We start from the raw sequence: 21,987 nt of genomic DNA, 5'->3' as shown, positions 1-21,987 counted from the left end.
TAAGCAACCGGCTCACGAGGAGCAAATACGCATGATCGTTCCACCCACCTCGGTCCCGCCCCGGCTGGCCTCCCCCCGACCGGCGCCGGTCGCCGCCAGCCCACGGATCGAACGGCTACGGACGGCCGGTCCGGCGGCGATGGACGGTTTCTGGGCACGGGTACGCGAGGAGGGCACCCCCCTCGTCGAGCCCGACGGCGACGCCACACTGCTCACCTTCGTCTGGCGGGAACGACGGCCGACCCGAAACGTCCTCGTCCTGGCCAACAAGCTCGCCGATCGCAGCGCCCTCGGCCGCTCACGGATGCTCCGGTTGCCCGGCACCGACCTGTGGCACCTCACCTACCGGGTACGTCCCGACTGGCAGGGCAGCTATCACTTCGCCCCGGACGAGAGCACCGAGGGCACCGGTCCCGACCAGGATCCCGGGCCTGACTACTGGCGTCAGGTCGCCACGAACCTCGTCTCCGACCCGTACAACCCCCGGACCCTCGCGCAGCGCACACCGCCACACAAGTCGGTGGCCGCCGCCCCTGCCGCGCTCGCAGGACCGCACTGGTGGCAGCCATGCGCCGAGAACCCGGCGGGCGACACCGACATGGTCACGATCGACAGTGATCTGGTCGTCGGGCCGCGTCGGGTCTGGCGGTACCGCCCACCGGGACACCGCCCCGAGGACGGCCCCTACCCGCTGCTGGTCCTTCTCGACGGCGACATCTGGGCGGAGACGATGCCCGTCGCGCCGATCCTGGACAACCTCGTCGCCACCGGACGGATACCGCCCCTGGTGGCGCTCCTGCTGGACAGTGTGGACCGACCCACCCGGTTCACCGAGTACGCGTGTCAGCCCGCCTTCACCAAGTTCCTCCACACCGATCTCATCGAGCAGGGTGCGGATGGCCTCGGCGTGACCTCCGACCCGGCCCGTACGGTGATCGCCGGGCAGAGCCTCGGCGGCCTCGCCGCGTCGTACGCGGCCCTCACCGCACCACAGCGCTTCGGCAACGTGCTAAGCCAGTCAGGTGCCTTCTGGTGGCCCAGCAACAGCCCGTACGACGTGGACGCCGAGTGGTTCGCCCGTCAGCTCGCCCGTACACCACGCGAGCCGCTTCGGTGGCACGTCGAGGTCGGTCTGGACGAGTGGGTGACCCTGCAACCGAACCGCCATCTGCGCGACGTGCTCACCGCGCGCGGCTATCCGCTGACCTACACGGAGTTCGCCGGCGGCCACGACCGACTGTGTTGGCGGGCCCGCTTCGCTGACGCGCTCTGCGGGCTGCTGCGATGAAGGACCGGCTGGCCGCACTGATCGACGGTGACGCGGCTCACCTGATCGGCATCGGCGAGGACATCTTCGCCCACCCCGAGCTGGCCTGGCAGGAACACCGCACCGCCGACCTGGTCGCCGGTCAACTGCGGGCACTCGGGCTGCCGGTCACCGAGGGACTGGCCGGCACCGGGGTACGAGCCGAGCTGGTCGGCGCGGGCTCCGGACCGACCGTCTGCGTACTGGCCGAACTGGACGCGATCCGCGTGCCGGGGCACCCGGCGGCCGACCCGGCCACCGGGGCCGCCCATGCCTGCGGGCACAACGCCCAGGTGGCCCATCTCGTCGGAGTCGCGCGTGCGTTCGTTGCGGCCGACCTGGCCGGGAAACTCAACGGACGGGTCGTCTTCTTCGCCGTGCCGGCGGAGGAGTACCTCGACATCCGGTTCACCGTCGACGATCGTTCCCGGTTTCCTGGTGGAAAGCAGGAACTCATCCGGCTGGGTCACTTCGACGACATCGACGCGGCGATGATGGTGCACGCCGTCGGCGACACCCGGGCCACCCCACTCGGCATGACCTGGCAGCACACAGGATTCACCCCGCTGCGGGCCGAGTTCGCCGGATACTCCGCACATGCCGCCTCGGCGGCCGGCGACGGTGTGGACGCGATGGCCGCCGCCCGGGTGGCCCTGCACGCACTGGACGCGCAACGCGAGGCGTTCGCCGACCACGTCCGCGTACATCCCGTGCTACGAACCGGTGACCCCGCACTGAACGTGATCGCCGACCACGCAACCGTCGACACGCTGATCCGGGGTTTGACCCCGAACGCGATCAGCCAGGCGCGAACCCGGGTGGAACGCTCGATGCGGGCGGGCGCGCTGGCCCTCGGCGCCGGCCTCACTGTCACCGTGGGACCCGGGTACCGGCCACTCACCGTCGACCGGGGCCTGGGAGAGGTGTTCCGGCGGCAGGCCATCGCCCTGACTGGAGCGGCCAACTGGACAGAGACGCCGGTCACCACCGCCTCGACCGACGCCGGTGATCTGTCCGCGCTGATCCCCGTACTGCATCCGACCCACGGTGGTTGCGTGGGAGCGAACCATTCTGCGCAGTTCCGCGTCACCGACCCGTACGTGGCCTACGTGCTTCCGGCCAAGGCGCTCGCCTGGACGATCGTGGAGTTGCTCGCACCAGGTGCGCCACCGCTGCACCACGGTGCGAGGCTGACCCGCGAGGCGTACGTCGCCGAGATGCTGACGGCCCAGGGTGATCGGTCGTTCTCCGGTGACCCGGTCACCGGCCAGGGGTGACCGGGTCAGCCTGTAGCCCTATCGGGTCAGCTCCGCCCAGGCAGCGATCGTCGGCTCATCGGCGAGATCCAGAAAACCGATGTCGAAACCGTCGTTCTGCCAGCGGGTGGTCAACATCAGCAGCCGGATCGAGTCGAGGCCCCGGTCGATGAGGTTCTCGTCGTCACTGATGGTGGTGGGATCCTCACCCAGGATGCCGGCGATGTCACTACGTAGCCGATCCCGACTCAGCGAGTTGGCCATGGGTCCACTCCGTTCTGTTGGGACAATCGTGCCTTCCGACCGGCGAGTTCACCCCCGCCGGGTACGTCGACGGCTGCTGAACAGCAGCCAGGCCAGGTAGGCGCCGCCGAGCGCACCGGTCAACACGCCGACTGGCAACGTCACCGGAGTGAACAGCCGCTGCGCACCCAGATCGGCGAGAGCCAGCAGAGCCGCGCCGGTCAGACCAGCGACCAGTAGCCCCGGTTCGGGCGACCGGGTCAACCGCCGCGCCACCTGTGGCGCGGCCAGCGCCACGAACGGCACCGGACCGGCAGCCGCCGTCGCCATCGCGGTCAGTGCCACCGCGACCACCAGCAGGCCACGGCGGGTCCGCTCCACCGGTACGCCCAACGCCCCGGCCGTGTCGTCGCCGAGACTGAGCAGGCTCAGTGGCCGGGACAACACGATCGCGACGGGAAGACCGATGGCGACCGTGACGGCGACCGGTATGACGTGCTCCCAGCCGCGCCCGTTGAGACTGCCGGTCAGCCAGATCGCGGCCTGCATCGCGTCACCGAGATCCGCACGGGTGATCAGGTAACCGTTCACCGAGGCCAGCGCCGTGTTGATGCCGACACCGACCAGGATGAGCTGCTGTGGTCGTACCGTCCCGTCACGCCAGGCGAGCAGATAGATCAGGGCGGCCACCACCAGGCCACCGCCGATCGCACCACCGGCGAGGCTGAGGCCGCCGCCGAGGAGCAGCAACCCGACCAGCGCTCCGGTGGCCGATCCGGTGGTGAACCCGATGATGTCCGGACTGCCCAGTGGGTTACGCGACAGGCGTTGGAACACCGCACCGGCGACCCCGAAGGCGATGCCGACGAACAGGGCGGTCAAGACCCGTGGCATCCGCAGCTCGTACACCACGAACTCCGAGATGCGGTCTCCGCGCCCGGACAGGGTTTCCAACACCTCGGGCACACTGAGGGGAAAGTCACCCACGGCGAAGGTCACCAGGGCGGTGATCGATGCGATGGCGGCCACGCACAGGCCGACGCCGATGGCCCGTGGCCGTACGTGAAGGGCAACGCCGGCCGTGCGTACGGTGATGCCGTTCCTGCGGACCTTCGGTCCGGGGGTCCTCGAACCAGGTGCGGTGCTTGTCACAGTCGGGTGATCCTCAGCCGGCGGACGATCGCGATGAAGAACGGGGCGCCGATGAGCGCGGTCACCACACCGGTCTCCAGTTCGCCGGGACGACCGAGCAGGCGGCCGACGACATCGGCGACGAGCAGGAGCGTGGGAGCCATCAACGCCGAATAGGCCAGCACCCAGCGTTCGTCCGGACCGGTGATGGCGCGGGCGATGTGCGGGACTGCGAGGCCGACGAAGCCGATTGGTCCTGCCGCAGCGGTCGCCCCGGCACACAGGATGACGGCGGCCAGGGCTGCGGTACCGCGGATCCGCACCGGGCGGGCACCGAGGGCGCGACTGCGCTCGTCACCCAGCGCAACCGCGTTCAGGCCGGGTCCCAGTATGGCGGCGAGCAGGAGACCCACCGCGAGGAAAGGGCCGACCTGCCAGAACACCGACATCCCACGGTTGGCGAGCGAGCCGACCGCCCAGAACCGGAAGTGATCGAACGCGGCGGAGTCGAAGAGCACCACCGCGGAGGTGAAGCCGGTGAGAGCTGCCGCGACGGCGGTACCCGCGATGGCCAGCCGAGCCGGCGACGCGTCGGCCTGCCCCCCACCGAGCAGATACACCATGGCGAACGCGGCGCTGGCCCCGACCAGTCCGAACCACACGTGCGCCCCGGGCGCGGTGATGCCCAACAGGCTCAACGCGGTGACGATGGCTGCGGCGGCACCCGCGTTGACTCCGAGGATGCCCGGCTCGGCGAGCGGATTCCGGGTCACCGCCTGCATCAGGCAGCCCGCCACCCCGAGCGCCGCTCCGACGGCGATACCGAGCAGTGTCCGCGGTACCCGCAGGTCACGTACCGCGATCGCGTCGGGACTGCCGTCGTACGCGGTGAGTGCCATCCACACCTGATCGAGCGGAACCGGCCGGGCACCGAAGGCGACGCTGGCCACCACGGCCAGCAGGAGCGCGGCCACGATCGCGAGCAGCCCGGCGATCCGGATCGTATGACGCCGCGCCGGCCCGGTACGGACTTCGTCGACCGGGCCGGCATCGGTCATCGGCAGGGTCACGACGCGGCGTCGGCCCGGTGCCGTCGCCGACGGTCGACCAGCAACAGCACGAATCCGGCGATCGGCAACATGATCGCTCCGAGCGTCCATGGCCCGGCGTCGATGCCGGTCTTCGGCAGGGCGTCCAGGTCAGGGGTGCCGGTCGGGGCCGCCGTCGGCTCGTCCGCACCGCCGCCTGCGGCGGCACTCACCGTGAACTCGGAGCTGGCCAGGCTCCGTGCCGGTCCGTCGTCCTCCCGCCCGGATCCGGCCAGGAAACGCAGCCAGTGACTGCCCGGCGGGGTGGCGGCGGGGATGGTGACCGTACCGGAGATGGCACCGCTGTCGCTGGCGGTGACGGTACCGAGGATGTCCACGTCGTCCAGTTTGATCGTGACGATCTGGCCGCGCCCGCCCTCGTTGACGAATCCGGTGCCCGTGTAACGCAGGGTGCCGCCAGCCGTGGCGCTGTCGGCGGCCAACGACACGGTCGCGCCCTGCGGATTGGACGGCCGGGGATTGGCCTGGGCGGGACCGGACATCGCCAGGGCGGCGGTTGTCACAGCGGTCAGGGTGGCGGCAAGGAGGCGAATTCTCACAGCAGGCTCTCTCTGTTCGGAGGGGGTGGCCGTCAGTTGGTCGGACTGGTCATGGCCTCGGCGGTCTGGTCGAGAATGACGGTGGCGGCCAGTGGTCCGCCCGAACTGGCCCAGGCCGATCCGTCGACTGGGATGACCTGGCCGTTGCGGTACGCGGTCAGAGCGGTGAAGCCGGGCGTCTTCACCGCGTCGTCGTTTAGCAGTCTCTCGCTGGCCTCCCGGCTGGCGTCGGTGCCGGTGCTCCCACCCGCCGGGTTCGTGGCGCCACCGAGCGAGCCGAAGAACATCCAGTCGGCGTCCAGTTGGTCCAGGTTCTCGCGGCTGACCGGCTGGGAGTGACCAGGCCCGTCGCGGTCCTGTGCGGGAGGTCGGCGCAGGCCCAGGTCGGCGAGCACCTTGCTGGGCGGCAGTTCCCGCAGCAGCAGGGACGGCTGACCGGTGCCCCAGCGGACGATGGCAACGGTGTCGTCGGCATGCTGGCCGAGCCGTGACTTGATCTCGGTCACCCGACTGTCGTATCCGGCGAGCACCTGCTCCGCCTCGGCGGACTTGTTGACCGCCTGGCCGAGCGTGGTGAAGGACGTCTTCCAGTCAGCCGCCGTCTTGCCGATGAAGACCATGGGCGCGATCTCCTGAAGTTTGGCGAGGACGGCATCGTCTGCGGCGACGGTGCCGTCAGTGAGGATGAGATCTGGCTGAAGAGTCAGAATCTGTTCGATGTTCGGGCCGGCGACGGACGCGACGATGGGGATGCCGGCAGCGCGGTCGGCCAGGTACGCGGGCGCGCCACTCTGACCTCGTCCGCTCGTCGTACCGACCACGGACACACCGAGAGCCAGGGCACCGTCCAGAGTGGGCTCACTGAGCGTGATCACTCGAACGGGGTTCTCGGGCACCGTGACGGAGACGCCGTTGCCGTCCGTCACAGTGCGTTCATGCGCTACGGACTCGGGCCCGGCGTCGGCGGTACAGGCGGCCATGGCGAGTCCCGGAAGAGCGATGGCGACGGCGATGGCGGCCCGCCACCGGTACGCCGGACGCGATGTCACTGAAATTCCTCCATGCCTGGTTTCTAACTGTCTGATCAGCCACTTCTTCCTTGGCGTCAGCGGTTAGGTTAGCCTAACCTCTAGTCGGCGGAAGCGGATCACTCCCGCACTGAATCCATTAGTGACCTGCAACCAACCGCCCATCCACCGGGCGGCAGGGAAGGAACTCCACTTGAACCCCTCGCGATCCGCGCGCTCGGGCGCGCGCTTGCCCATCCGACTCGGTACCGGCCTACGCATCGGCGCGGTCACCGCAGCTGCCTGCGTCGCGGCGACGCTGACCCTGACCGGCCCGGCCGCAGCCGCCGAGCCTCGACCCGACAACCCGAACGGCGCCACCGTCGCCATCGCCTCCAACACCGTCGCCCCCGGCGGGACGATCGCCTTCACCGGCACCGGCTTCGTCAACGACGACGGCTCCGGATCGGTGGTCATCGTCAAGATCAACGATGGTGCGATCCGGGACAGCTCCGGCTCCGACATCTTCGCCGAGGTCACCGCCGCCGACACCACAGGCGACATCAGCGGCTCGGTCACCGTCCCGGCGGACCTGACCGGCGGCGGACACTGGCTGCGCATGCTGACCGGCGCCGGAGCTGGCGACGCTGTACGGAGTGTGCACACCGAGCGATTCACCGTGGCGGTACCGGTGGTACCGACCGTGACGCTCGCCACGGATGCGGTGCCGGCGGGTACGTCACTGTCCGCCTCCGGGACGAACTTCCCGGCCTCGACGACGGTCACGGTCAAGCTCAACCGTGGCGCCACGCTCACCACCTTCACCACCGATGCCGCTGGCAGCTTCTCCGGCGAGGCCGTCCCGGTTCCCGACGACACCGAGGCGGGATCACACACGCTGAACTTCCTGGCGGCCGGCGGCGTCAGCGTGCCCGTGCCGTTCACCGTGGTGGCGGAGCCCGGAGGCGCATCGACCTCCATCACCATCACGACGGTCGTGTCGGACACCGGCGCACTCTCCCTGCGGGCCGACGCGAACTCGGTCCTCCTGAGCAACCCGCAGGTGTCGCCCGAACTGGACGCTCTGGTCTCCACCGGCGCACTGCCGACGGTGACCGTCAGTGACCTGCGTGCGGCCGACCCGGGCTGGAGCGTCTCCGGTCAGGTGGGTGACTTCACCGGCGCCGCGGGCACGATCGACGGCAAGCACCTGGGCTGGACGCCCGAGCTCGAAGAGGCAGCGCCGGGGCAGACCGTCGTGGCGGGCTCGCCCGTCGCCGCCGGCACCGGACTGAAGAGCGGCGCCACGCTGGGCACCGCCGCAGCCGGCTCCGGTCGCGGAACGGCCAAGTTGGGGGCCGGTCTCGAACTGCGCATGCCCACCACCGTCGCGCCGGGGTCCTACTCGACGACGATGACGCTCACCGCCATCTGATCCGAGCGGTGACACCGGAGAAGGGCAGCGATGCCCCTCCGGTGTCACCGCGTCCGCACCATCCCTCAAAGGATCGCCGACCGAGATGTCCGCAGCCACCACATGGCGACGGTCCCTGACCGTACTGGCCCTCGCCGCCGTCACCTGCCTGCCTGGGCCCGCCGTCGCGGCACCGACCCCGACTCCCTCCGCTCCGGACGGCACCACCCCCACCACCGAGGCCACCCCACCGGCTTCCGCGTCCTGGTCGGTTCAGCCCTCCAGCCGCACCGGCCCGGGCAACCGCCCCTTCTACACCTACGACCTCGCGCCCGGTGGCTCGGTCAACGACTACGTGGCGGTGACCAATCTCGGTACCAACGCACTGACCTTCCAGGTCTACGCCAGCGACGCCTTCACCACCGCGTCTGGCGGATTCGACCTGTTGTCGGCTGCGCAGACGCCCACGGATGTGGGAAGTTGGGTACAACTCGGACAGAACACGGTCACCGTGCCCCCCCGGTCCCGGGCGGACATCCCCTTCGCGCTACAGGTGCCCGCCAACGCCACACCCGGTGATCACGTCGGCGGCATCGTCGCCTCGGTGAGTACGACCTCGGCGGATGCCACCGGTCATTCAGCCCGCCTCGAACAGCGCGTCGGCACCCGGCTCTATCTCCGGGTCAGCGGCGAACTGCGGCCCAGCCTGCGGATCGACGACCTGAGCGCCACGTACCGGCCAGGGCTGGTGCCCTTCACCGGCACCCTGGAGCTGCGCTACGTCGTGCGGAACACCGGCAACACCCGGCTCGCGCCCGGCCGGAGCATCGACATCGACGGCCTGTTCGGGCTGCCCGCCGGCACGGCGCCCGCGATCGAGCTCCCGGAGTTGCTACCCGGCGCGGTCGTGGAGCGTGCCGATGAGGTGACCGGCCGCCCCGCCCTGATCCGCCTGAGCGCGGCAGTCGCGCTGAGCTCCGAGGACGGCGCCACCGCCCGGTCCACGGTGGGCGTCTGGGCATTGTCCTGGTACTACCTCCTACTGGTGGTGGTGATCGTCGCTGCGGTGCTGCTGTGGCGGTACCGGGGACGCCGGACACGGGCGGCCGACGAATGAGAAAGCCGGCTCTTGTCGCCCTGCTGGCCGTCGCCGGGGCGCTCCTGCTCCCATCGGCCCCCGCAGCGGCCGCCGAACCGGCCGTCACCGTCGACCAGACGACTGCCCGGCTGGGAGAGCAAGTCACAGTACAGCTCGTCGACTGGCCGGCCGGTGTCGTCACCGCCGCCCTCTGTGGCAACGAGGCACGTCAGGCCTCCGCCGACTGCGCCGTGACGGCCGCGTCCGCGGTGTCGGTGCCGGCTTCCGGGTCCGCCCGCCTCGTGCTGCACCTGGCGGCCCCTCCGGTCGGCTGTCCCTGCGTCATCCGCGCGGTCACGGCCACCGGTGACCAGATCGCGACGGTGGCGATCGACGTGCCGGACGTGCCGGACTCGGCGACGGTCGGGGTCACTGAATCCACCGCACCCGGTGCAGACGGCGGGCTCGTCGTGGTCGGCGCACGGGTCGAGAAACGGTGGAGCCTGGCCGCGCTGTTCGGCGGACCGGCGCCCCGGGTGCTCATGGTCACGGTCGACAACACCGGAACCACCCCGGTCAGCGGAGCGGAACTCGCCCTGGACCTGGGACGTGCCGCCGGAGCACAGGCGCCGGGGGTGGTACCTGTCGAGCAACTCGAACCTGGTGCACGAACCGTGGTCGAGGTGCCGTTCACCGTATCGGCACCCGCGATGGGCCGGTACGACATCGGCGGCCGGGTGGACGGGATCGGCGGCGGTGTCACGTTCACCGCGCAGACCAGTGCCTGGCCGTGGTTGCTGCCGCTGGTGCCGCTCCTCGCGGTCCTGGTCATCGTGCTGGCGTATCGCCTGCACCGGCAGAGACGGCGTGCACCGTCGCCGATGCGTACCGGCGGTGTCGTGCTGGTCGGAGCCGGTCTGGTCTGTGCTGTGGTACTCGCTGCGCAGACACTCATGCCCGGCGTACGGACCGCGGACGCCCAGCAGAGGCTGGACGAACAGCTCACGACCGGCTGGGAGCAGCCGGCGGAACCCGGCACCGAGGAACCCTCCAGCCCCACCGTGACGAGCCTGGACACCGCCATCAGCGCCCCCGCACAGGGCAAACCTCTGGCCGTGCTGCACGTGCCCAAATGGAGGGCAAAATACACCATTGTAGAGGGAATTCGTACTGCTGATCTGAAACTCGGGCCAGGTCACTATCCGGGTACCGCACTACCCGGCGAGGTGGGCAACATGGCCGTGGCCGGCCACCGAGGGCCGCCGGGTGAGCCATTCAACGACATCGACCAACTGGGCGCGAATGATCCGATCGTGGTGGAGACCGCCTCCGCCTGGTTCGTCTACCGGGTACAACGGCACGTCATCGTGAGTCCTGAGCGGGTCGACGTGGTCGCGCCGACGCCGGAACAGCCCGGTGTGACACCGAGCCGCGCGATGCTGACCATGACCGCCTGCCATCCGCGCTACTCGTCCCGGCTGCGATACGTCCTCTTCTCGGAACTTGACCAGACGCTGTCCAAGCTGGCGGGCGAACGGCCCGACGTCCTGGGTTGACCTGCGGCACCCCGAATCACGAAGCGAGAGGAACAGAGGGATCAAAGAGCTGCACACGGGCGTATCTCACCCTGCTGGCGGGCAGGGTGGAAGGCCGCTGTCGACGGTCAGGCTCCACGCCGGGGAACTGACGCTGTCCTACGACCGGCGGACCGTCGCCGAAGGGCTCGACGTCACGATTCCCGACGGGAGCTTCACCATCATCGTCGGACCGAACGCCTGCGGGAAGTCGACCCTACTGCGGGCGATGGCGGGCCTGTTGCCGCCCCGGCGCGGCACGGTGTACCTCGACGGAGCGGCGATCAGCTCGTACCGGACCAAGGAAGTCGCTCGGAAACTGGGCCTGCTGCCACAGAGTTCCATCGCCCCGGACGGCATCACCGTGGCCGATCTGGTGGCGCGCGGGCGGTACCCACACCAGAGTCTGCTCAGGCAATGGACCGCCGAGGACGAATTCCACGTCACGACGGCGATGCGGGCGACCCGGGTGACGGACCTGTCCGAACGGCCAGTGGACGAGCTGTCCGGCGGGCAGCGGCAACGGGTCTGGCTGGCGATGGCGCTGGCCCAACAGACTGATCTGCTGCTGCTGGACGAACCAACCACCTATCTGGACATCGCCCACCAGATCGAGATGCTGGATCTCTGCGCGGACCTGCACGGCGAGGGCCGGACGCTGGTCGCGGTCCTGCACGACCTGAACCACGCCAGCCGCTACGCGAGCCATCTCATCGCGATGCGCGCCGGTGCCATCGTTGCCCAGGGCGATCCGCGCGACGTCGTCACGGAGGATCTGGTACGCGAGGTGTTCGGTCTACCGTGCGAGGTCATCGCCGACCCACAGACCGGTACGCCTCTCGTCGTGCCCGCCTCACGGCAGGCACGCCGTCTGCTGGAGACGCCCGTCGACGCCACCGGCTGAGATGAGCCCGCAGCGGCGTCGCCGCCACACGCTCCCATCCTGCGGGACAGGTAAGTCCTTGGCTAGTCGCTGGGACGACAACAGGCGTACCCACCTCACGGTTCAATCGATTCGTGCGGATACCCCGAAATGACGCCGACCCGTTGCAGTGGTTGCTGTTCGAGCAGGCGGCGATCGTCACCTGGGCGCAGGCCACCGCCGAGATGAGCCCGTCGCGGGTACGCCACCTGCTGACCTCCGAGCGATGGAGCCGGGTGTGCCGGGGCATCCTGCGGGCCGAACCGCCCGCAGGACCGTACTCCCGGGCACAGGCGTGGTGGGTGGCGGTGCTCGCGGCCGGGGAGGGCGCGATCCTCGCCGGGCTGGCGGCGGCGACGGCCGGCGGGCTGCGCGGCACCTGGCGTCACGACACCGTCGACGTGCTGGTCCCGCACCGACGCCGCCCCGCCGACCTGCTGCGCCGGCTACCGCTCGGCCTGCCTGCGGTCCGGGCACGCCGGGCTCGCCACCTCCCCGACACCGACCGCCAGCGGGCCCGCCCCGACCGTACATCGATGGCCCGGTCCCTGGTTGACGCGGCGCAGTGGGTGCGTACCGACGACGAGGCGCAGCAGATCCTCGCGGCCGGCTGCCAGCAGCGGCGGGTGACCCCGGCGGAGATCGGGGCGGTGCTGGACCGGATGCCCCAGGCCCGCCGGGGCGCGCTGATCCGGGAGACGCTGCGCGACATCGCGGGCGGCGCGGAGGCGCTCTCCGAGATCGACCTGGCCCGGCTGTGCCGCCGCCATGGGTTGCCGCCGCCGCAGGGACAACATCGGCGGCGGGACACCGACGGTCGGAATCGCTACCTGGACGCCTACTGGCCTCGGTGGTCGCTGCACGTGGAGATCGATGGCGGGCACCACATGGACGCCCGACACTGGGCCGCTGACCTGCGGCGACAGAACAAGATCTGGATCGAGGGCGACCGTATCCTCCGTTTCACCGCCTTCGACGTCCGACACCGCCCGACCGAGGTGGCGGCCCAGATCCGCGCGGCCCTGGAGGCCGCCGGCTGGCAAGGCTGAGGGTGGGTACGGCTGAAGTAGTCCCGGCTGCCACGAAGCGGCTCGGACAAGGCGGTGGGCTCGGCGCGCCTGCATCGTGTGCCCGACTTACCGTCCTCGCAGTGGTCGCCGTGCGACCGGCATCGCGCCCACCTCGTCCGTACCCACCGCCTCTCTTCCGGTGCCACACGCCCGACGGCGCGCCACCGGCGGACCGCAGCGCCTGTGCGGCCTCCGATCGGCGACGCCCACGGTGTTAGGAAGGGACCCTTCCTAACACCTGAGAATACCCGGGGGCCGGTGCGTATGGGGACGGGCAGCACGGTCGGGCCGTCGGGTCGCAGCACCGCCGCACGCAGCTCGGCGGGTCCCGCCGATTGGCAAGGCCGACGTCGCCTGCGTTCCGCAGCTCGGCGTCGATATAGGCGGCGGATCTGGGCTGTGAGCTGGGCAAACAGCGGTGGGCCCGGTGACGGGGCGTGTCACTAGGCGGCTGTGTTGTCGCAGGTCAGGCGGTTGCGGGTGTGGCGTCGAAGATCCGGGGCGGCTCGGCGATCTTCAGCTTGGTGAGCAGGGCCTTCTGGGGTTGGGACAGCTCGGTGCGCTGGGCGAACGTGCCGGCGGGGCCGGTGAACACGCCCAGGTGCAGCCGGTCGATCTCGGTGCGGATCGCGGTCCAGGTGCGGCCGGTCTCGGTCTCGGCGACCCGGATCAGCAGCAGGGCCAGCCAGCAGAGCAGGATGTGAGCGCGGATGCGGTCCTCGCGGCGGTGGAACACCGGGCGCAGGTCGAGGGTGGTCTTCATGTCGCGCCAGCCGCGTTCGACTTCGAGGAGCTGCTTGTAGCCCAGGGCGATGTCCTCGGCCGACAGTGTCGGGTCGGAGCAGCGCAGCAGGTACTTGCCGTCCAGGCGCTGTTCGGCCTTGACCTTGGCCTGGTCGAGGCGCAGCAGGCCCTTGGGGGTGACGCGCAGGAACCGGTTCAGGCCGGGCTTGGTGGAGATCACGCCGCGTAGCTCGGCGCGTTTGGTGGCCGGCAGCCGGTCGGTGTCGTCGATCAGGTCCGTGAGCTGGGCGATCAGCCGTTGGCGGACAGCGGCGTCCCGGTCGGCGGCCTCGGGGTTGTAGCAGATGACGAACCGGTCGTCGGTGTCGATGTTGACTTCCTTGACCTGCAGGTTCTCCGCGACGGTGGCGTAGCGGCCCTGCCGGGCGAGCGCAGCGTCGGCTTCGCTGGTGCCGGCACGCAGCTTCTCACCCAGGATGTAGTGCCCGCCGCCCTGTTGCAGGAAGCGGCGGTTCTCGGCGGAGGCGAAGCCGCGGTCGGCGACCCAGACGACGCGAGCCAGGCTCCACTCGCGCATGTCGGTCTTGACCTGCCGGATCAGGGCGGAGTCGCTGGTGTTGCCGGGCCAGCACCACACCCGCACGGGAATGCCGGTGCGGGTGACGGCCATCCCGACCACGACCTGGGGCAGGTCGTCGCGGGAGTCCTTGCTCTTGCCATGGGTGCGGAACCCTGCCTGCTTGACCGCCGCCGGATCGTCCTCGGCCACGACCCGGCCCTGCTGGTCACGCCACAGCGGTTCGTCGGCCTCATCGAGTTCGAAGTAGGTGCTGGTGGTGTCGAAGAACAACAGGTCGACCTCAAGGTTGAGCAGGTCGGCGATCTGGTCGTAGACCCCGCGGGTCAACGCGGGCTCGACCTCGATCAACTGGTCCATCGCCCGGTAGCAGGTGTCGTCGGTGACGTGCGGCAGGTCGGGCAGGTACACGTCCTGGCAGACCCAGTCGGCGGCGGCCAGCTTGCTCGACGGGGCCAGGGCCCGGTTGGCGACCAGCGCGAACAGCACCCGTTCGACGTCGACCTCCCGGCGGGACGAGCCGACCAGCGGCCGCAGGACGGTGTCGATGCGCAGCCGGCGCCACAACCCGTCGAGCAGCCACGCCCCGCCCAGCGAACGGGACTCCACAAACGACAGGCCGGCCGGCGCGGCCGCGGCCAGGGCGTCGGCCGGGGCGAGCAACCGCGACAACGCGTCGACCAAGCGGCGGATACCGGCCACGTCGAGCTGGTCTTCGCGGCCGAACGAGTACAACACCCGGGTCTTGGACGCCTTCGCGGCCGGGTCCCACTCGTTGTGAGCCAGTTGCAGGTAGCGGATCGTCTGCCCGTCGCGGGTCTTGCGGGTCGACGCTTTCACGTACACGAGGCACGACCGTACACCGACTATGAGACCAGCAACAGATCAGCAGCTCAACAAAGTTATCCACAGGCAGGCGTGTCACTAGGCGTTTTCGCCGTTCCCGCCAGGCCGCAACGCCCTGAACTGCACCTTCACACCGCGACGCCGACTATATCGACGCTGAGCTGCGGAACGCAGGCGTCGCGGCACCGCCCGGCCGCAGCCCCGCAAACCGCCCGTCGGCAAGGCCCGACGTAGCGGCAGCGCCGCCCGCAGACCCGCAACCCCCCGGATGGCAAGGCTGAATGTCACGGCACCGCCCGGCCGCAGCCCTGCCAACCGCCGGCCATCACGAGGTTCGCCGGGGAGGTGGGGAGAGTTGTTGTCGTCCCAGCGACAACAACTCTCCCCACCTCCCCGCGATAAACCGAGGCGGAACCGGTGGTGGACCGGCTAGCCTCCGCCGGATGCCTGGACCACAGTTCCTCCTCCGCCCGGCCCGCCCCGACGACGCCCCGGCGGTGGTCGCGCTGCGGAGACTCGTGTTCCCCTTCCTGCTCCGGGGTGTCGCGTCCACGCGGCAGTTGATCGCCACACCGCCGCCGGGTCTGCACTGGGCCGGCTTCGTCGCCGAGGTCGACGGACAGATCGTGGGCTGGGTGTGCGCGTCCCGAAACGAGCACACCGCCGAGGCGGTCGGCGAGGTGTCGTTGTTGCACGTACACCCCGACCAGCGGCGACGCGGGATCGGCGGCGCGCTGCTGGCCGAGGCGACCACGCACCTCGCCTCGCTCGACCTGACCCGGCTGCACGGGCGTGCGCTGCCGGAGGCGCTGCCGTTCGCCCGCCGGAACGGCTTCACGCCGAGCCGCCAGGAGCAATTCTCGGCCCTGGACCTGCACACGCTGCCACCGTTGCCGACACCTCCCGACGGCGCACGGCTGGTCCCGCTGGCGGACGTCGACCCGCGCCACGTGCACCGGGTGGACGTGCTGGCCGGTGCCGACGAGCCGGGCGACGTGGTGTCCGGCGCGATCAGCTACGCCGACTGGATCGCCACCACCTGGGACAACGTGGGACTGGACCGGGCGGTCAGCACCGGCGTCGAGGTCGACGGCGAGCTGGCTGCGATCAGCCTGGTGAAGCGGGACGGTACGCGGATATGGTCCGATTACACCGGCACGGTGCCGCAGCACCGGGGACGTGGACTGGCCCGGCTGGTCAAGCTGGCCGCGCTGCACCGCGCGGCGCAGGGCGGGGTCACCACCGCGTACACCGGGAACGACGCGGCGAACGCGCCGATGCTGGCGGTCAACACCCGGCTCGGTTATCGGCAGGTCGCCGTTCAGTGGTCCTGCGTCCGAGAGCGGTGAACAGCGGCCCAGTCCGTGAAGCGGGCCGCCAGGTCGGTGCGACGCGCGTCCGAGTCAGGGTCGGCGAGCTGGTCGGCGGCCTCCTCGCGCAGCGCCTTCAGGTAGGCCACCAACTCGACCCGGCGCGTGCGGTACTCCGCCAGCAGGCGCAACTTGGCCGGAGAACACGGCCACACCGCACCACACGCCCGGCAGCGCCAGGTGGGGCGCGCGGGCTCGTGCGCGGTGAGGTCACCGCTGCACCGGTCCCGTGCCCGCCGCCGGAGCGCGGCGGGGAGCGACGCGCGGGCGGCGGCGCCACCACGCGCTCCATCCCCGCGACCTGCACGAACAGCGTCCGCCGGGCGGTCGCATTCCCCGCCGCGTTGAGCTGATAGACCTCGATCCAAACCCATCCGTCGTACGTCGTCAGATCGAGCTTCCGAATCAGGCGCGCCACGATCGGCTTGCCGAACTGTGGGGACGCTGCCCTGCTCAGGAGGTACACGCCGGGGCAGATCGTCGGACTCTCGTCCTCCCGGCGCACGCTCACCAGCCACGCGCCGGGCGGACGTCGGCGAGGTCCGGACGGACCTGCGCATAGCGGCGGCGGCCCCGAAGGGTCCGGTCCTCCTGCACCTCATGGCCGTACACCTCGATCCACACGCTGCCGTCCCGCGCGATCCTGTCCCCCACCTCGGCCACGTACAACGTCAGCTCCCCCGCACCGGGCTGGTAGGCACCCTCGGGCACGCGGACCACGTCCCCCACGGCAAGGCCGGTACGCGGAACGGGCTCACCCCATCGAGAGGCAGGTACGGCGTTCACAGGCTCGGGCACGGTGCCTCCTCCGTCGACGTTGGAGGGGGCCACCCTGAGTGCTCGCCCACGGGCGACCCCCGGCGGCACGACCAGCGGGCCATCCCTGACCTCCACTCGCCCCACCGCCTGGTGACACTCTGATATGGAGACCGTTACGCTCGGAAGGCACTTCAAGCGTCCGGGCCGTGCTGACTGAACACGCGCCGGTCCTGAGGCGACATGGGTAGTCGATCTTCGAGGTGGGGGACCTTGCATGTCTGACATTCCGAACCCCGTGGCGACCTTCATCGTTGGCGAGATCCGCCGCGCACGAGGCAGGTCCGGCATGACGCAGGAAGCCTTCGGTCGCAGCGCCGGTTTCAGCGCCTCCCACGTCAGCGCTGTCGAAGGCGGCACCCGGGCACTCACGAGCGACTTCATTCGAGGGGCTGACCGTGCATTGAACAACGGTGGCCTGTTCGAGCGCCTAGCGACGAAGCTCGGTGCGCCATCCTGGTTTCTGCCGTGGCTCGATGCCGAGCGCTCCGCGACGCAGCTTCGCTACTTCGAGCCAAACCTGATCCCCGGCCTGTTACAGGTGGAGCATTACGCCCGTGCCGTGCTACGGACCGTGGACAGCCTGACCGATGACGAGGTCGAGCAGCGCGTCAAGGGGCGCATGGACAGGCAGGCCATCCTGACCAGCGAACGCCCGCCGCAGTTCGTCGCCGTGCTGGACGAAGCAGCGCTTCGCCGAACAGGCGATGACCTCGGCGGGATCATGGCTCAGCAAATCGCGCACCTGATCGCGCTGACCGAGCTTCCGCACGTCCACGTCCACGTCCACGTCATTCCCCTTGGTAGCGGCCTGCACGTCGGGCTATCTGGACCATTCGCGCTGGCGCGGTCCGCAGAAGGCGTGTGGGTCGGCCACCTTGAGAATCAGCTCGGCGGGGACGTCGTCGATAAGGATGATGACGTGGCTACGCTTCAGGCGAGGTGGGAAAGCGTCCGGAATGAGGCGCTACCGCGCCGGCAGTCCATCAACCTTTTGAAGGAAGTTGAGAGCCATCATGGACCTCAGTAACGCCCAGTGGCGCAAGAGCACTCGCAGCGGCGCGAGCGGCGGCAACTGTGTCGAGGTCGCCGACAACCTCGCCGGGGTCATCGGTGTGCGGGACTCCAAGGACCCCACCGGCCCCGCCCTGACCTTCCGACCGGCAGCATGGCGAACGTTCATCAACCAACTCGCCGAGCGAGCCTGACCCCGACCTACGACGAAGCGCCCGCCCAATCGTGGCGGGCGCTTCTCGTCGTCGGTCAGGACGGTGCCGGCTCAAATCGGTGGAAGCGTCAGGAGAGCCCGCCTACGCTGGCCGAACTCAGGTTTGTACGTGGTAAGTGAGGTGCATTGATGACGGTCCAAGCAGCGGCGACCGGCTCCGGTCGACCGCCCTTCCCAGGCACTTTGACCGCATCGAACCCGAGGAGCATCTCCCGTGGATCTTCCACGTATCTTCACCATTCGCGAGAGTAACCACCGCATTCACAACCCGTTCACCCCCGGCAAGCTCGCCGCCCTGGGCCAGGCGCTGCGCCTGGCCAGCGGCTCGGGCGAGATGCTGTGCACCTGGGCCCGGGACCATCAGGTCACCGGGACAGGGGTGGACATCAGCACGGTCTTCACCGAGCAGGCCCGTGCCCGCGCCGCTGAACTCGGCGTTGCCGACCGGGTCACCTTCGCGCACGACGACGCCTCCGGGTACGTCGCGGACGAGCCGGTCGATCTCGTCGCCTGCATCGGCGCCACCTGGATCGGTGGTGGCCTTCCCGGGACTGTCGAGCTCCTGAGCAGCAGTCTCCGTCCCGGCGGTCTGATGCTCGTCGGCGAGCCGTACTGGCGGCGGGAGGTGCCGGACCAGCAGACCGCCAGAGCATGCCTCGCGCAGGACGCGGAGGACTTCCTGCTGCTGCCGGAGTTGGTCGAGCAGTTCGGCGACCTCGGGTATGACGTCGTGGAGATGGTGCTGGCCGATCAGGACAGTTGGGACCGGTACCAGGCGGCACAGTGGCTGAACCTGCGCCGCTGGCTCGACGACAACCCCGATGACGAACTGGCCGCCACGGTACGGGCGGAGCTCACCACCGAGCCTGTCCGCTACACGCGGTACCAGCGCGCGAGTACCTCGGCTGGGGAGTTTTCGCACTGATGGCCCGCTGAGGCGGGTCCGCAGCGGTCGAGAAGGGGCGGGGCGGCCATGCCGCCCCGCCCCTTCAGGCAGGCGTCAGCCGGTCGCCTGGACGCGCTCGGCGACGGCCAACGTGTCCGGCCCGAACAGCACCAGCCGGGCCTCGATGATCGTCGTCGGGCTGGCCGCGCGCAGCACCGACAGCGCCTGGCAGACCGCGTCGTCGACCGGCCAGCCGTAGATCCCGGCGGAGATCAGCGGGAAGGCGACGGTGGCCGCGCCCAGGTCGTCGGCGACGGCCAGGCTGTTGGCGTAGCAGGCGCGTAGCAGCGGTGACCGGTCCTCGGTATCCGTCCAGACCGGGCCGACGGTGTGCACCACCCAGCGGGCCGGCAGGTCACCGGCGGTGGTGGCCACGGCCTGCCCGGTCGGTAGGCCACGGCCGTAGCGGGACGCGCGCAGCGCGCGGCACTCGGCGAGGATGGCCGGGCCGCCCCGGCGGTGGATCGCGCCGTCGACTCCCCCGCCGCCGAGCAGCGACGAGTTGGCGGCGTTGACGATCGCGTCCACCCGCTCGGCGGTGATGTCCCCCTCGACCAGGGTGATGTCCATACCTCACGCCTCCGTGATCGGCTGACCGAGCGAGCGGCGGGCCAGCAGAGCGGCACCGGCCACCGCCGCCGGCATCAGCAGGACGGCACCCAGGGGGATCAGGAAGCAGACGAAGACGGCCACGCCGAAGCCGAGCGCGGTGGGCCGGTCCGCCTTCAACACGGCCCGACGGTCCCGCAGCCGCTTGCCCCGACGGTAGAACGGCGAACCGACCAGTTCGACGGCGAGCAGCCAGCCGCCCACCGCCGCACCGACCACCGGTACGACGGTCTGGCCGAGCAGCGGGATGAACCCGGCGGCGAACAGCGGGATGCCCACCAGGACGGCCAGCGCCACCAGGCGGATCGAGTCGGCGGCGCTGCGTCGCAGCGACGGCCAGAAGGGCACCTCGACGGCGTCGGGGGTGCCGCCGTACCGCTGCTCCACCCGCTCGGAGATCTTCTCGTAGAACGGGTCGCCGATGACCAGGGTGACCGCCGTGAAGGTGAGCACGGTGAGCAGGCCACCGAGGCCGAGGATCGCCAGTCCGGCGACGACCCGGACCGCGTTGCGCCCGGCCGGTGCCCAGTCGTCGGCGAACGGGGTCACGAACTGGGCCAGGTCGCCGACGAAGTACACCAGGGTGGCGTACACGGCGAGGAAGATCGTCCCGGAGATCAGCGCGGGCACGATGCCGAGCAGCATCAGGCCGGGGCTGCGGACGTACAGGCCGATGCCGCGCAGCAGCAGCGCGGCGCCGCCGACGAACCGGCGGGCGCTGCCCACGGCGGCACCGGGGATCGCGGATGCGTTCACGTCGCAGAGCCTAGTCACCGCCACCAGATCAACCGGTTGACGGATCGCCCGGATCAACCGGGGTCGCCCGGGATCACCGCTGGCCGGTCGATCCGGCGGCGGGCCGCCACCGCGAGGCTGGAACGGTACGCGAGACCGACGGCGGAAGGCGGGGACATGCCGGTCATCGAGGTGACCAACCTGCACAAGCGATACGGCGAGACGGTCGCGGTACAGCTCCAGGAGAGCCAGTTGCCCGACAGGCTGCGGGGCGCGGAGGCGCTGGAACTGTACGCGTCGTTCTACCGCCGCCCGGCCGACCGGAGCAGCTGATCGAGGAGTGGGGCCTCGGCGCGAAGCGCAACGCCCCGTACGGCAAGCTCTCCGGCGGCCAGAAGCAGCGGCTGTCGATCGCGCTGGCCCTGGTCGGCAACCCGAAGACCGCGATTCTTGACGAGCTGACCACGGGCCTGGACCCGCAGGCCCGACGGGACACCTGGGGGCTGATCGAACGGGTTCGGGAGCGGGGCGTGACGATCGTGCTGGTCACCCACTTCATGGAGGAGGCCGAGCGGCTCTGTGACCGCATCGCCGTGATCAACCAGGGGCGGGTGGCGGCCCTGGACAGCCCGGCGGGTCTGGTCGCGGCGGTGGCACCGGAGCAGCGGATCCGGTTCCGGCCGTCCGCCCCGGTGGACGATCGACTGCTCACCGACCTGCCGCAGGTGACCACCGTGACCCGCAGCGGCAGCCAGGTGGTGGTGGCCGGCACCGGTGACGTGCTGCACGCGGTCACCTCGGTCCTCGCCCGCAACCAGATCATCGCCGCCGACCTGCGGCTGGAGCAGGCCACGCTGGACGACGCGTTCGTCGAGCTGACCGGGCACCGGCTCACCGACTGAAGGGACGACGATGCACGCCTTCGGCCAGATCCTCAAGACCGAGACAAAGCTCTATCTGTGGGACCTCCCGACGCTGCTGCTCACCGTCCTGCTGCCCGCCGGGATCCTGACGGTGCTCGGGCTGATCCCGTCGTTCCGCGAACCGGACCCGAACTTCGGTGGGCAGTCCTTCCTCACGTACTTCACGCCGTCGCTGCTGGTCGCCTCGTTCGGTTCGCCGTTGCCGCAGCATCCCTGGGGGTTCGCCGCCGCCCTGGTCCTGGGTACGGCGGCGTTGCTGGCGCTGGGACTGGTGATCGCGGCGGTGGCCGGCACCGGGTCGGCGCAGGCGATGTCGGTACCGCTGTTCATGGTGGTGATGTTCTTCGGCGGGGTCTACCTGCCCCGGTTCCTGCTGCCCGACGTGCTGGCCGACCTCGGCGCGTACCTCCCGCCCGGGGTGCAGGCGCTGCTGGACGCCTGGACGGGCACCGCACCGGAGCCGCTGCACCTGGGGATAATGGCGGCGATCGCCCTGACGGCCGGCACCGTCGCGGCGAAACTGTTCCGCTGGCAGTGAACGGGG

The 21,987-nt window shown here is 70.3% G+C and carries 24 protein-coding genes and 1 pseudogene; 15 read left to right on the top strand and 10 right to left on the bottom strand.

Annotated elements, in window-relative coordinates:
- Positions 1–31: 31 nt before the first annotated feature.
- The gene (gene fes, locus ID554_RS18195; protein WP_117226391.1) at positions 32–1,288 is read left to right on the top strand and encodes an enterochelin esterase; all 1,257 of its coding nucleotides are present in this window, start codon (positions 32–34) and stop codon (positions 1,286–1,288) included.
- Positions 1,285–2,583, top strand: a complete 1,299-nt coding sequence (locus tag ID554_RS18190) for an amidohydrolase (RefSeq protein ID WP_117226392.1) — start codon at positions 1,285–1,287, stop codon at positions 2,581–2,583. Before fes ends, ID554_RS18190 begins: the two co-directional genes overlap by 4 nt.
- A gap of 18 nt (positions 2,584–2,601) precedes the next feature.
- Here the strand turns inward: ID554_RS18190 and ID554_RS18185 are convergent, their stop codons facing one another.
- The 5 genes from ID554_RS18185 to ID554_RS18165 all read right to left on the bottom strand — a co-directional run bounded on the left by ID554_RS18185 (position 2,602) and on the right by ID554_RS18165 (position 6,633).
- Entirely contained in the window at positions 2,602–2,826 is a 225-nt protein-coding gene (locus ID554_RS18185; protein ID WP_117226393.1) for a phosphopantetheine-binding protein, read from the bottom strand.
- A 48-nt stretch (positions 2,827–2,874) separates the two neighbouring features.
- Positions 2,875–3,900 (bottom strand): FecCD family ABC transporter permease, encoded by a 1,026-nt coding sequence (locus ID554_RS18180; protein WP_199489129.1) that lies wholly within the window; start codon positions 3,898–3,900, stop codon positions 2,875–2,877.
- 53 nt (positions 3,901–3,953) lie between these two features.
- Positions 3,954–4,994, bottom strand: a complete 1,041-nt coding sequence (locus ID554_RS18175) for a FecCD family ABC transporter permease (RefSeq protein ID WP_117226478.1) — start codon at positions 4,992–4,994, stop codon at positions 3,954–3,956.
- Between the two features lie 8 nt (positions 4,995–5,002).
- Positions 5,003–5,548: an LPXTG cell wall anchor domain-containing protein gene (locus ID554_RS18170; RefSeq protein ID WP_117226395.1), complete on the bottom strand. Its 546-nt coding sequence runs from the start codon at positions 5,546–5,548 to the stop codon at positions 5,003–5,005.
- A gap of 68 nt (positions 5,549–5,616) precedes the next feature.
- On the bottom strand, positions 5,617–6,633 hold the full coding sequence (locus tag ID554_RS18165; protein WP_199489124.1) for an ABC transporter substrate-binding protein: 1,017 nt from the start codon (positions 6,631–6,633) through the stop codon (positions 5,617–5,619).
- 208 nt (positions 6,634–6,841) lie between these two features.
- Here ID554_RS18165 and ID554_RS18160 point away from each other — a divergent pair, with 208 nt between their 5' ends.
- The 5 genes from ID554_RS18160 (at position 6,842) to ID554_RS18140 (ending at position 12,628) form a co-directional block, all read left to right on the top strand.
- On the top strand, positions 6,842–8,026 hold the full coding sequence (locus tag ID554_RS18160; RefSeq protein ID WP_117226396.1) for a hypothetical protein: 1,185 nt from the start codon (positions 6,842–6,844) through the stop codon (positions 8,024–8,026).
- Positions 8,027–8,111: 85 nt separating this feature from the next.
- Positions 8,112–9,122, top strand: a complete 1,011-nt coding sequence (locus ID554_RS18155) for a WxL protein peptidoglycan domain-containing protein (protein ID WP_117226397.1) — start codon at positions 8,112–8,114, stop codon at positions 9,120–9,122.
- The gene (locus ID554_RS18150; RefSeq protein ID WP_117226398.1) at positions 9,119–10,639 is read left to right on the top strand and encodes a class E sortase; all 1,521 of its coding nucleotides are present in this window, start codon (positions 9,119–9,121) and stop codon (positions 10,637–10,639) included. Before ID554_RS18155 ends, ID554_RS18150 begins: the two co-directional genes overlap by 4 nt.
- Positions 10,640–10,736: 97 nt before the next feature.
- Positions 10,737–11,561, top strand: a complete 825-nt coding sequence (locus tag ID554_RS18145) for an ABC transporter ATP-binding protein (RefSeq protein ID WP_199489130.1) — start codon at positions 10,737–10,739, stop codon at positions 11,559–11,561.
- Between the two features lie 113 nt (positions 11,562–11,674).
- Positions 11,675–12,628 carry an endonuclease domain-containing protein gene (locus ID554_RS18140; RefSeq protein ID WP_117226399.1) on the top strand — a complete coding sequence of 318 codons (954 nt, stop codon included), beginning with the start codon at positions 11,675–11,677 and terminating at the stop codon, positions 12,626–12,628.
- A gap of 487 nt (positions 12,629–13,115) precedes the next feature.
- Here the strand turns inward: ID554_RS18140 and ID554_RS18135 are convergent, their stop codons facing one another.
- Positions 13,116–14,816 (bottom strand): IS1634 family transposase, encoded by a 1,701-nt coding sequence (locus ID554_RS18135; RefSeq protein WP_117231419.1) that lies wholly within the window; start codon positions 14,814–14,816, stop codon positions 13,116–13,118.
- Between the two features lie 443 nt (positions 14,817–15,259).
- Here ID554_RS18135 and ID554_RS18130 point away from each other — a divergent pair, with 443 nt between their 5' ends.
- The gene (locus ID554_RS18130; RefSeq protein WP_117229146.1) at positions 15,260–16,165 is read left to right on the top strand and encodes a GNAT family N-acetyltransferase; all 906 of its coding nucleotides are present in this window, start codon (positions 15,260–15,262) and stop codon (positions 16,163–16,165) included.
- On the opposite strand, the gene ID554_RS18125 is transcribed toward ID554_RS18130, so the two are convergent.
- Positions 16,138–16,341: a flavin reductase gene (locus ID554_RS18125; RefSeq protein ID WP_191088578.1), complete on the bottom strand. Its 204-nt coding sequence runs from the start codon at positions 16,339–16,341 to the stop codon at positions 16,138–16,140. The genes ID554_RS18130 and ID554_RS18125 overlap by 28 nt on opposite strands.
- Before the next feature lie 352 nt (positions 16,342–16,693).
- A complete protein-coding gene (locus ID554_RS18120; protein ID WP_147333502.1) occupies positions 16,694–16,984 on the bottom strand; it encodes a hypothetical protein in 291 nt (96 codons plus the stop codon).
- 235 nt (positions 16,985–17,219) lie between these two features.
- Here ID554_RS18120 and ID554_RS18115 point away from each other — a divergent pair, with 235 nt between their 5' ends.
- The 3 genes from ID554_RS18115 to ID554_RS18105 all read left to right on the top strand — a co-directional run bounded on the left by ID554_RS18115 (position 17,220) and on the right by ID554_RS18105 (position 19,155).
- The gene (locus tag ID554_RS18115; protein WP_117229143.1) at positions 17,220–18,032 is read left to right on the top strand and encodes a helix-turn-helix domain-containing protein; all 813 of its coding nucleotides are present in this window, start codon (positions 17,220–17,222) and stop codon (positions 18,030–18,032) included.
- On the top strand, positions 18,019–18,210 hold the full coding sequence (locus ID554_RS18110) for a DUF397 domain-containing protein (protein ID WP_117229142.1): 192 nt from the start codon (positions 18,019–18,021) through the stop codon (positions 18,208–18,210). The genes ID554_RS18115 and ID554_RS18110 overlap by 14 nt, the downstream gene beginning before the upstream one ends.
- Positions 18,211–18,444: 234 nt before the next feature.
- Positions 18,445–19,155 (top strand): SAM-dependent methyltransferase, encoded by a 711-nt coding sequence (locus tag ID554_RS18105; protein WP_223884138.1) that lies wholly within the window; start codon positions 18,445–18,447, stop codon positions 19,153–19,155.
- Positions 19,156–19,230: 75 nt separating this feature from the next.
- On the opposite strand, the gene ID554_RS18100 is transcribed toward ID554_RS18105, so the two are convergent.
- Complete coding sequence (locus tag ID554_RS18100) at positions 19,231–19,746, bottom strand: O-acetyl-ADP-ribose deacetylase (protein ID WP_117229141.1); 516 nt, start codon at positions 19,744–19,746, stop codon at positions 19,231–19,233.
- 3 nt (positions 19,747–19,749) lie between these two features.
- Entirely contained in the window at positions 19,750–20,541 is a 792-nt protein-coding gene (locus ID554_RS18095) for an EI24 domain-containing protein (protein ID WP_117229139.1), read from the bottom strand.
- A gap of 156 nt (positions 20,542–20,697) precedes the next feature.
- Here ID554_RS18095 and ID554_RS31775 point away from each other — a divergent pair, with 156 nt between their 5' ends.
- From ID554_RS31775 to ID554_RS18085, 4 genes and pseudogenes are all read left to right on the top strand, one after another.
- Positions 20,698–20,853: a hypothetical protein gene (locus ID554_RS31775; RefSeq protein ID WP_223884137.1), complete on the top strand. Its 156-nt coding sequence runs from the start codon at positions 20,698–20,700 to the stop codon at positions 20,851–20,853.
- Positions 20,850–20,924, top strand: a pseudogene (locus tag ID554_RS32470) (ABC transporter ATP-binding protein); the annotation flags it as partial. The gene ID554_RS31775 and the pseudogene ID554_RS32470, both read left to right, overlap by 4 nt.
- Before the next feature lie 126 nt (positions 20,925–21,050).
- Positions 21,051–21,422 (top strand): ATP-binding cassette domain-containing protein, encoded by a 372-nt coding sequence (locus ID554_RS31765; RefSeq protein ID WP_223884136.1) that lies wholly within the window; start codon positions 21,051–21,053, stop codon positions 21,420–21,422.
- Positions 21,423–21,432: 10 nt separating this feature from the next.
- On the top strand, positions 21,433–21,981 hold the full coding sequence (locus tag ID554_RS18085) for an ABC transporter permease (protein ID WP_117229138.1): 549 nt from the start codon (positions 21,433–21,435) through the stop codon (positions 21,979–21,981).
- The last annotated feature ends 6 nt before the right edge of the window (positions 21,982–21,987 follow it).

Source organism: Micromonospora craniellae (genome assembly GCF_014764405.1).
GTDB classification, from domain to species: domain Bacteria; phylum Actinomycetota; class Actinomycetes; order Mycobacteriales; family Micromonosporaceae; genus Micromonospora; species Micromonospora craniellae.
Note: the sequence above shows the minus strand (reverse complement) of the source record. Positions and strands in the feature narration are given on the sequence as shown.

What these genes read in the sequence shown, in the direction of transcription:
- ID554_RS18100 (WP_117229141.1), bottom strand. Translation starts at nt 19,746, where the DNA reads ATGGACATCACCCTGGTCGAGGGGGACATCACCGCCGAGCGGGTGGAC.
- ID554_RS18155 (WP_117226397.1), top strand. Translation starts at nt 8,112, where the DNA reads ATGTCCGCAGCCACCACATGGCGACGGTCCCTGACCGTACTGGCCCTC.
- fes (WP_117226391.1), top strand. Translation starts at nt 32, where the DNA reads ATGATCGTTCCACCCACCTCGGTCCCGCCCCGGCTGGCCTCCCCCCGA.
- ID554_RS18085 (WP_117229138.1), top strand. Translation starts at nt 21,433, where the DNA reads ATGCACGCCTTCGGCCAGATCCTCAAGACCGAGACAAAGCTCTATCTG.
- ID554_RS18185 (WP_117226393.1), bottom strand. Translation starts at nt 2,826, where the DNA reads ATGGCCAACTCGCTGAGTCGGGATCGGCTACGTAGTGACATCGCCGGC.
- ID554_RS18150 (WP_117226398.1), top strand. Translation starts at nt 9,119, where the DNA reads ATGAGAAAGCCGGCTCTTGTCGCCCTGCTGGCCGTCGCCGGGGCGCTC.
- ID554_RS18175 (WP_117226478.1), bottom strand. Translation starts at nt 4,994, where the DNA reads ATGACCGATGCCGGCCCGGTCGACGAAGTCCGTACCGGGCCGGCGCGG.
- ID554_RS18190 (WP_117226392.1), top strand. Translation starts at nt 1,285, where the DNA reads ATGAAGGACCGGCTGGCCGCACTGATCGACGGTGACGCGGCTCACCTG.
- ID554_RS31775 (WP_223884137.1), top strand. Translation starts at nt 20,698, where the DNA reads ATGCCGGTCATCGAGGTGACCAACCTGCACAAGCGATACGGCGAGACG.
- ID554_RS18115 (WP_117229143.1), top strand. Translation starts at nt 17,220, where the DNA reads ATGTCTGACATTCCGAACCCCGTGGCGACCTTCATCGTTGGCGAGATC.
- ID554_RS18130 (WP_117229146.1), top strand. Translation starts at nt 15,260, where the DNA reads ATGCCTGGACCACAGTTCCTCCTCCGCCCGGCCCGCCCCGACGACGCC.
- ID554_RS18110 (WP_117229142.1), top strand. Translation starts at nt 18,019, where the DNA reads ATGGACCTCAGTAACGCCCAGTGGCGCAAGAGCACTCGCAGCGGCGCG.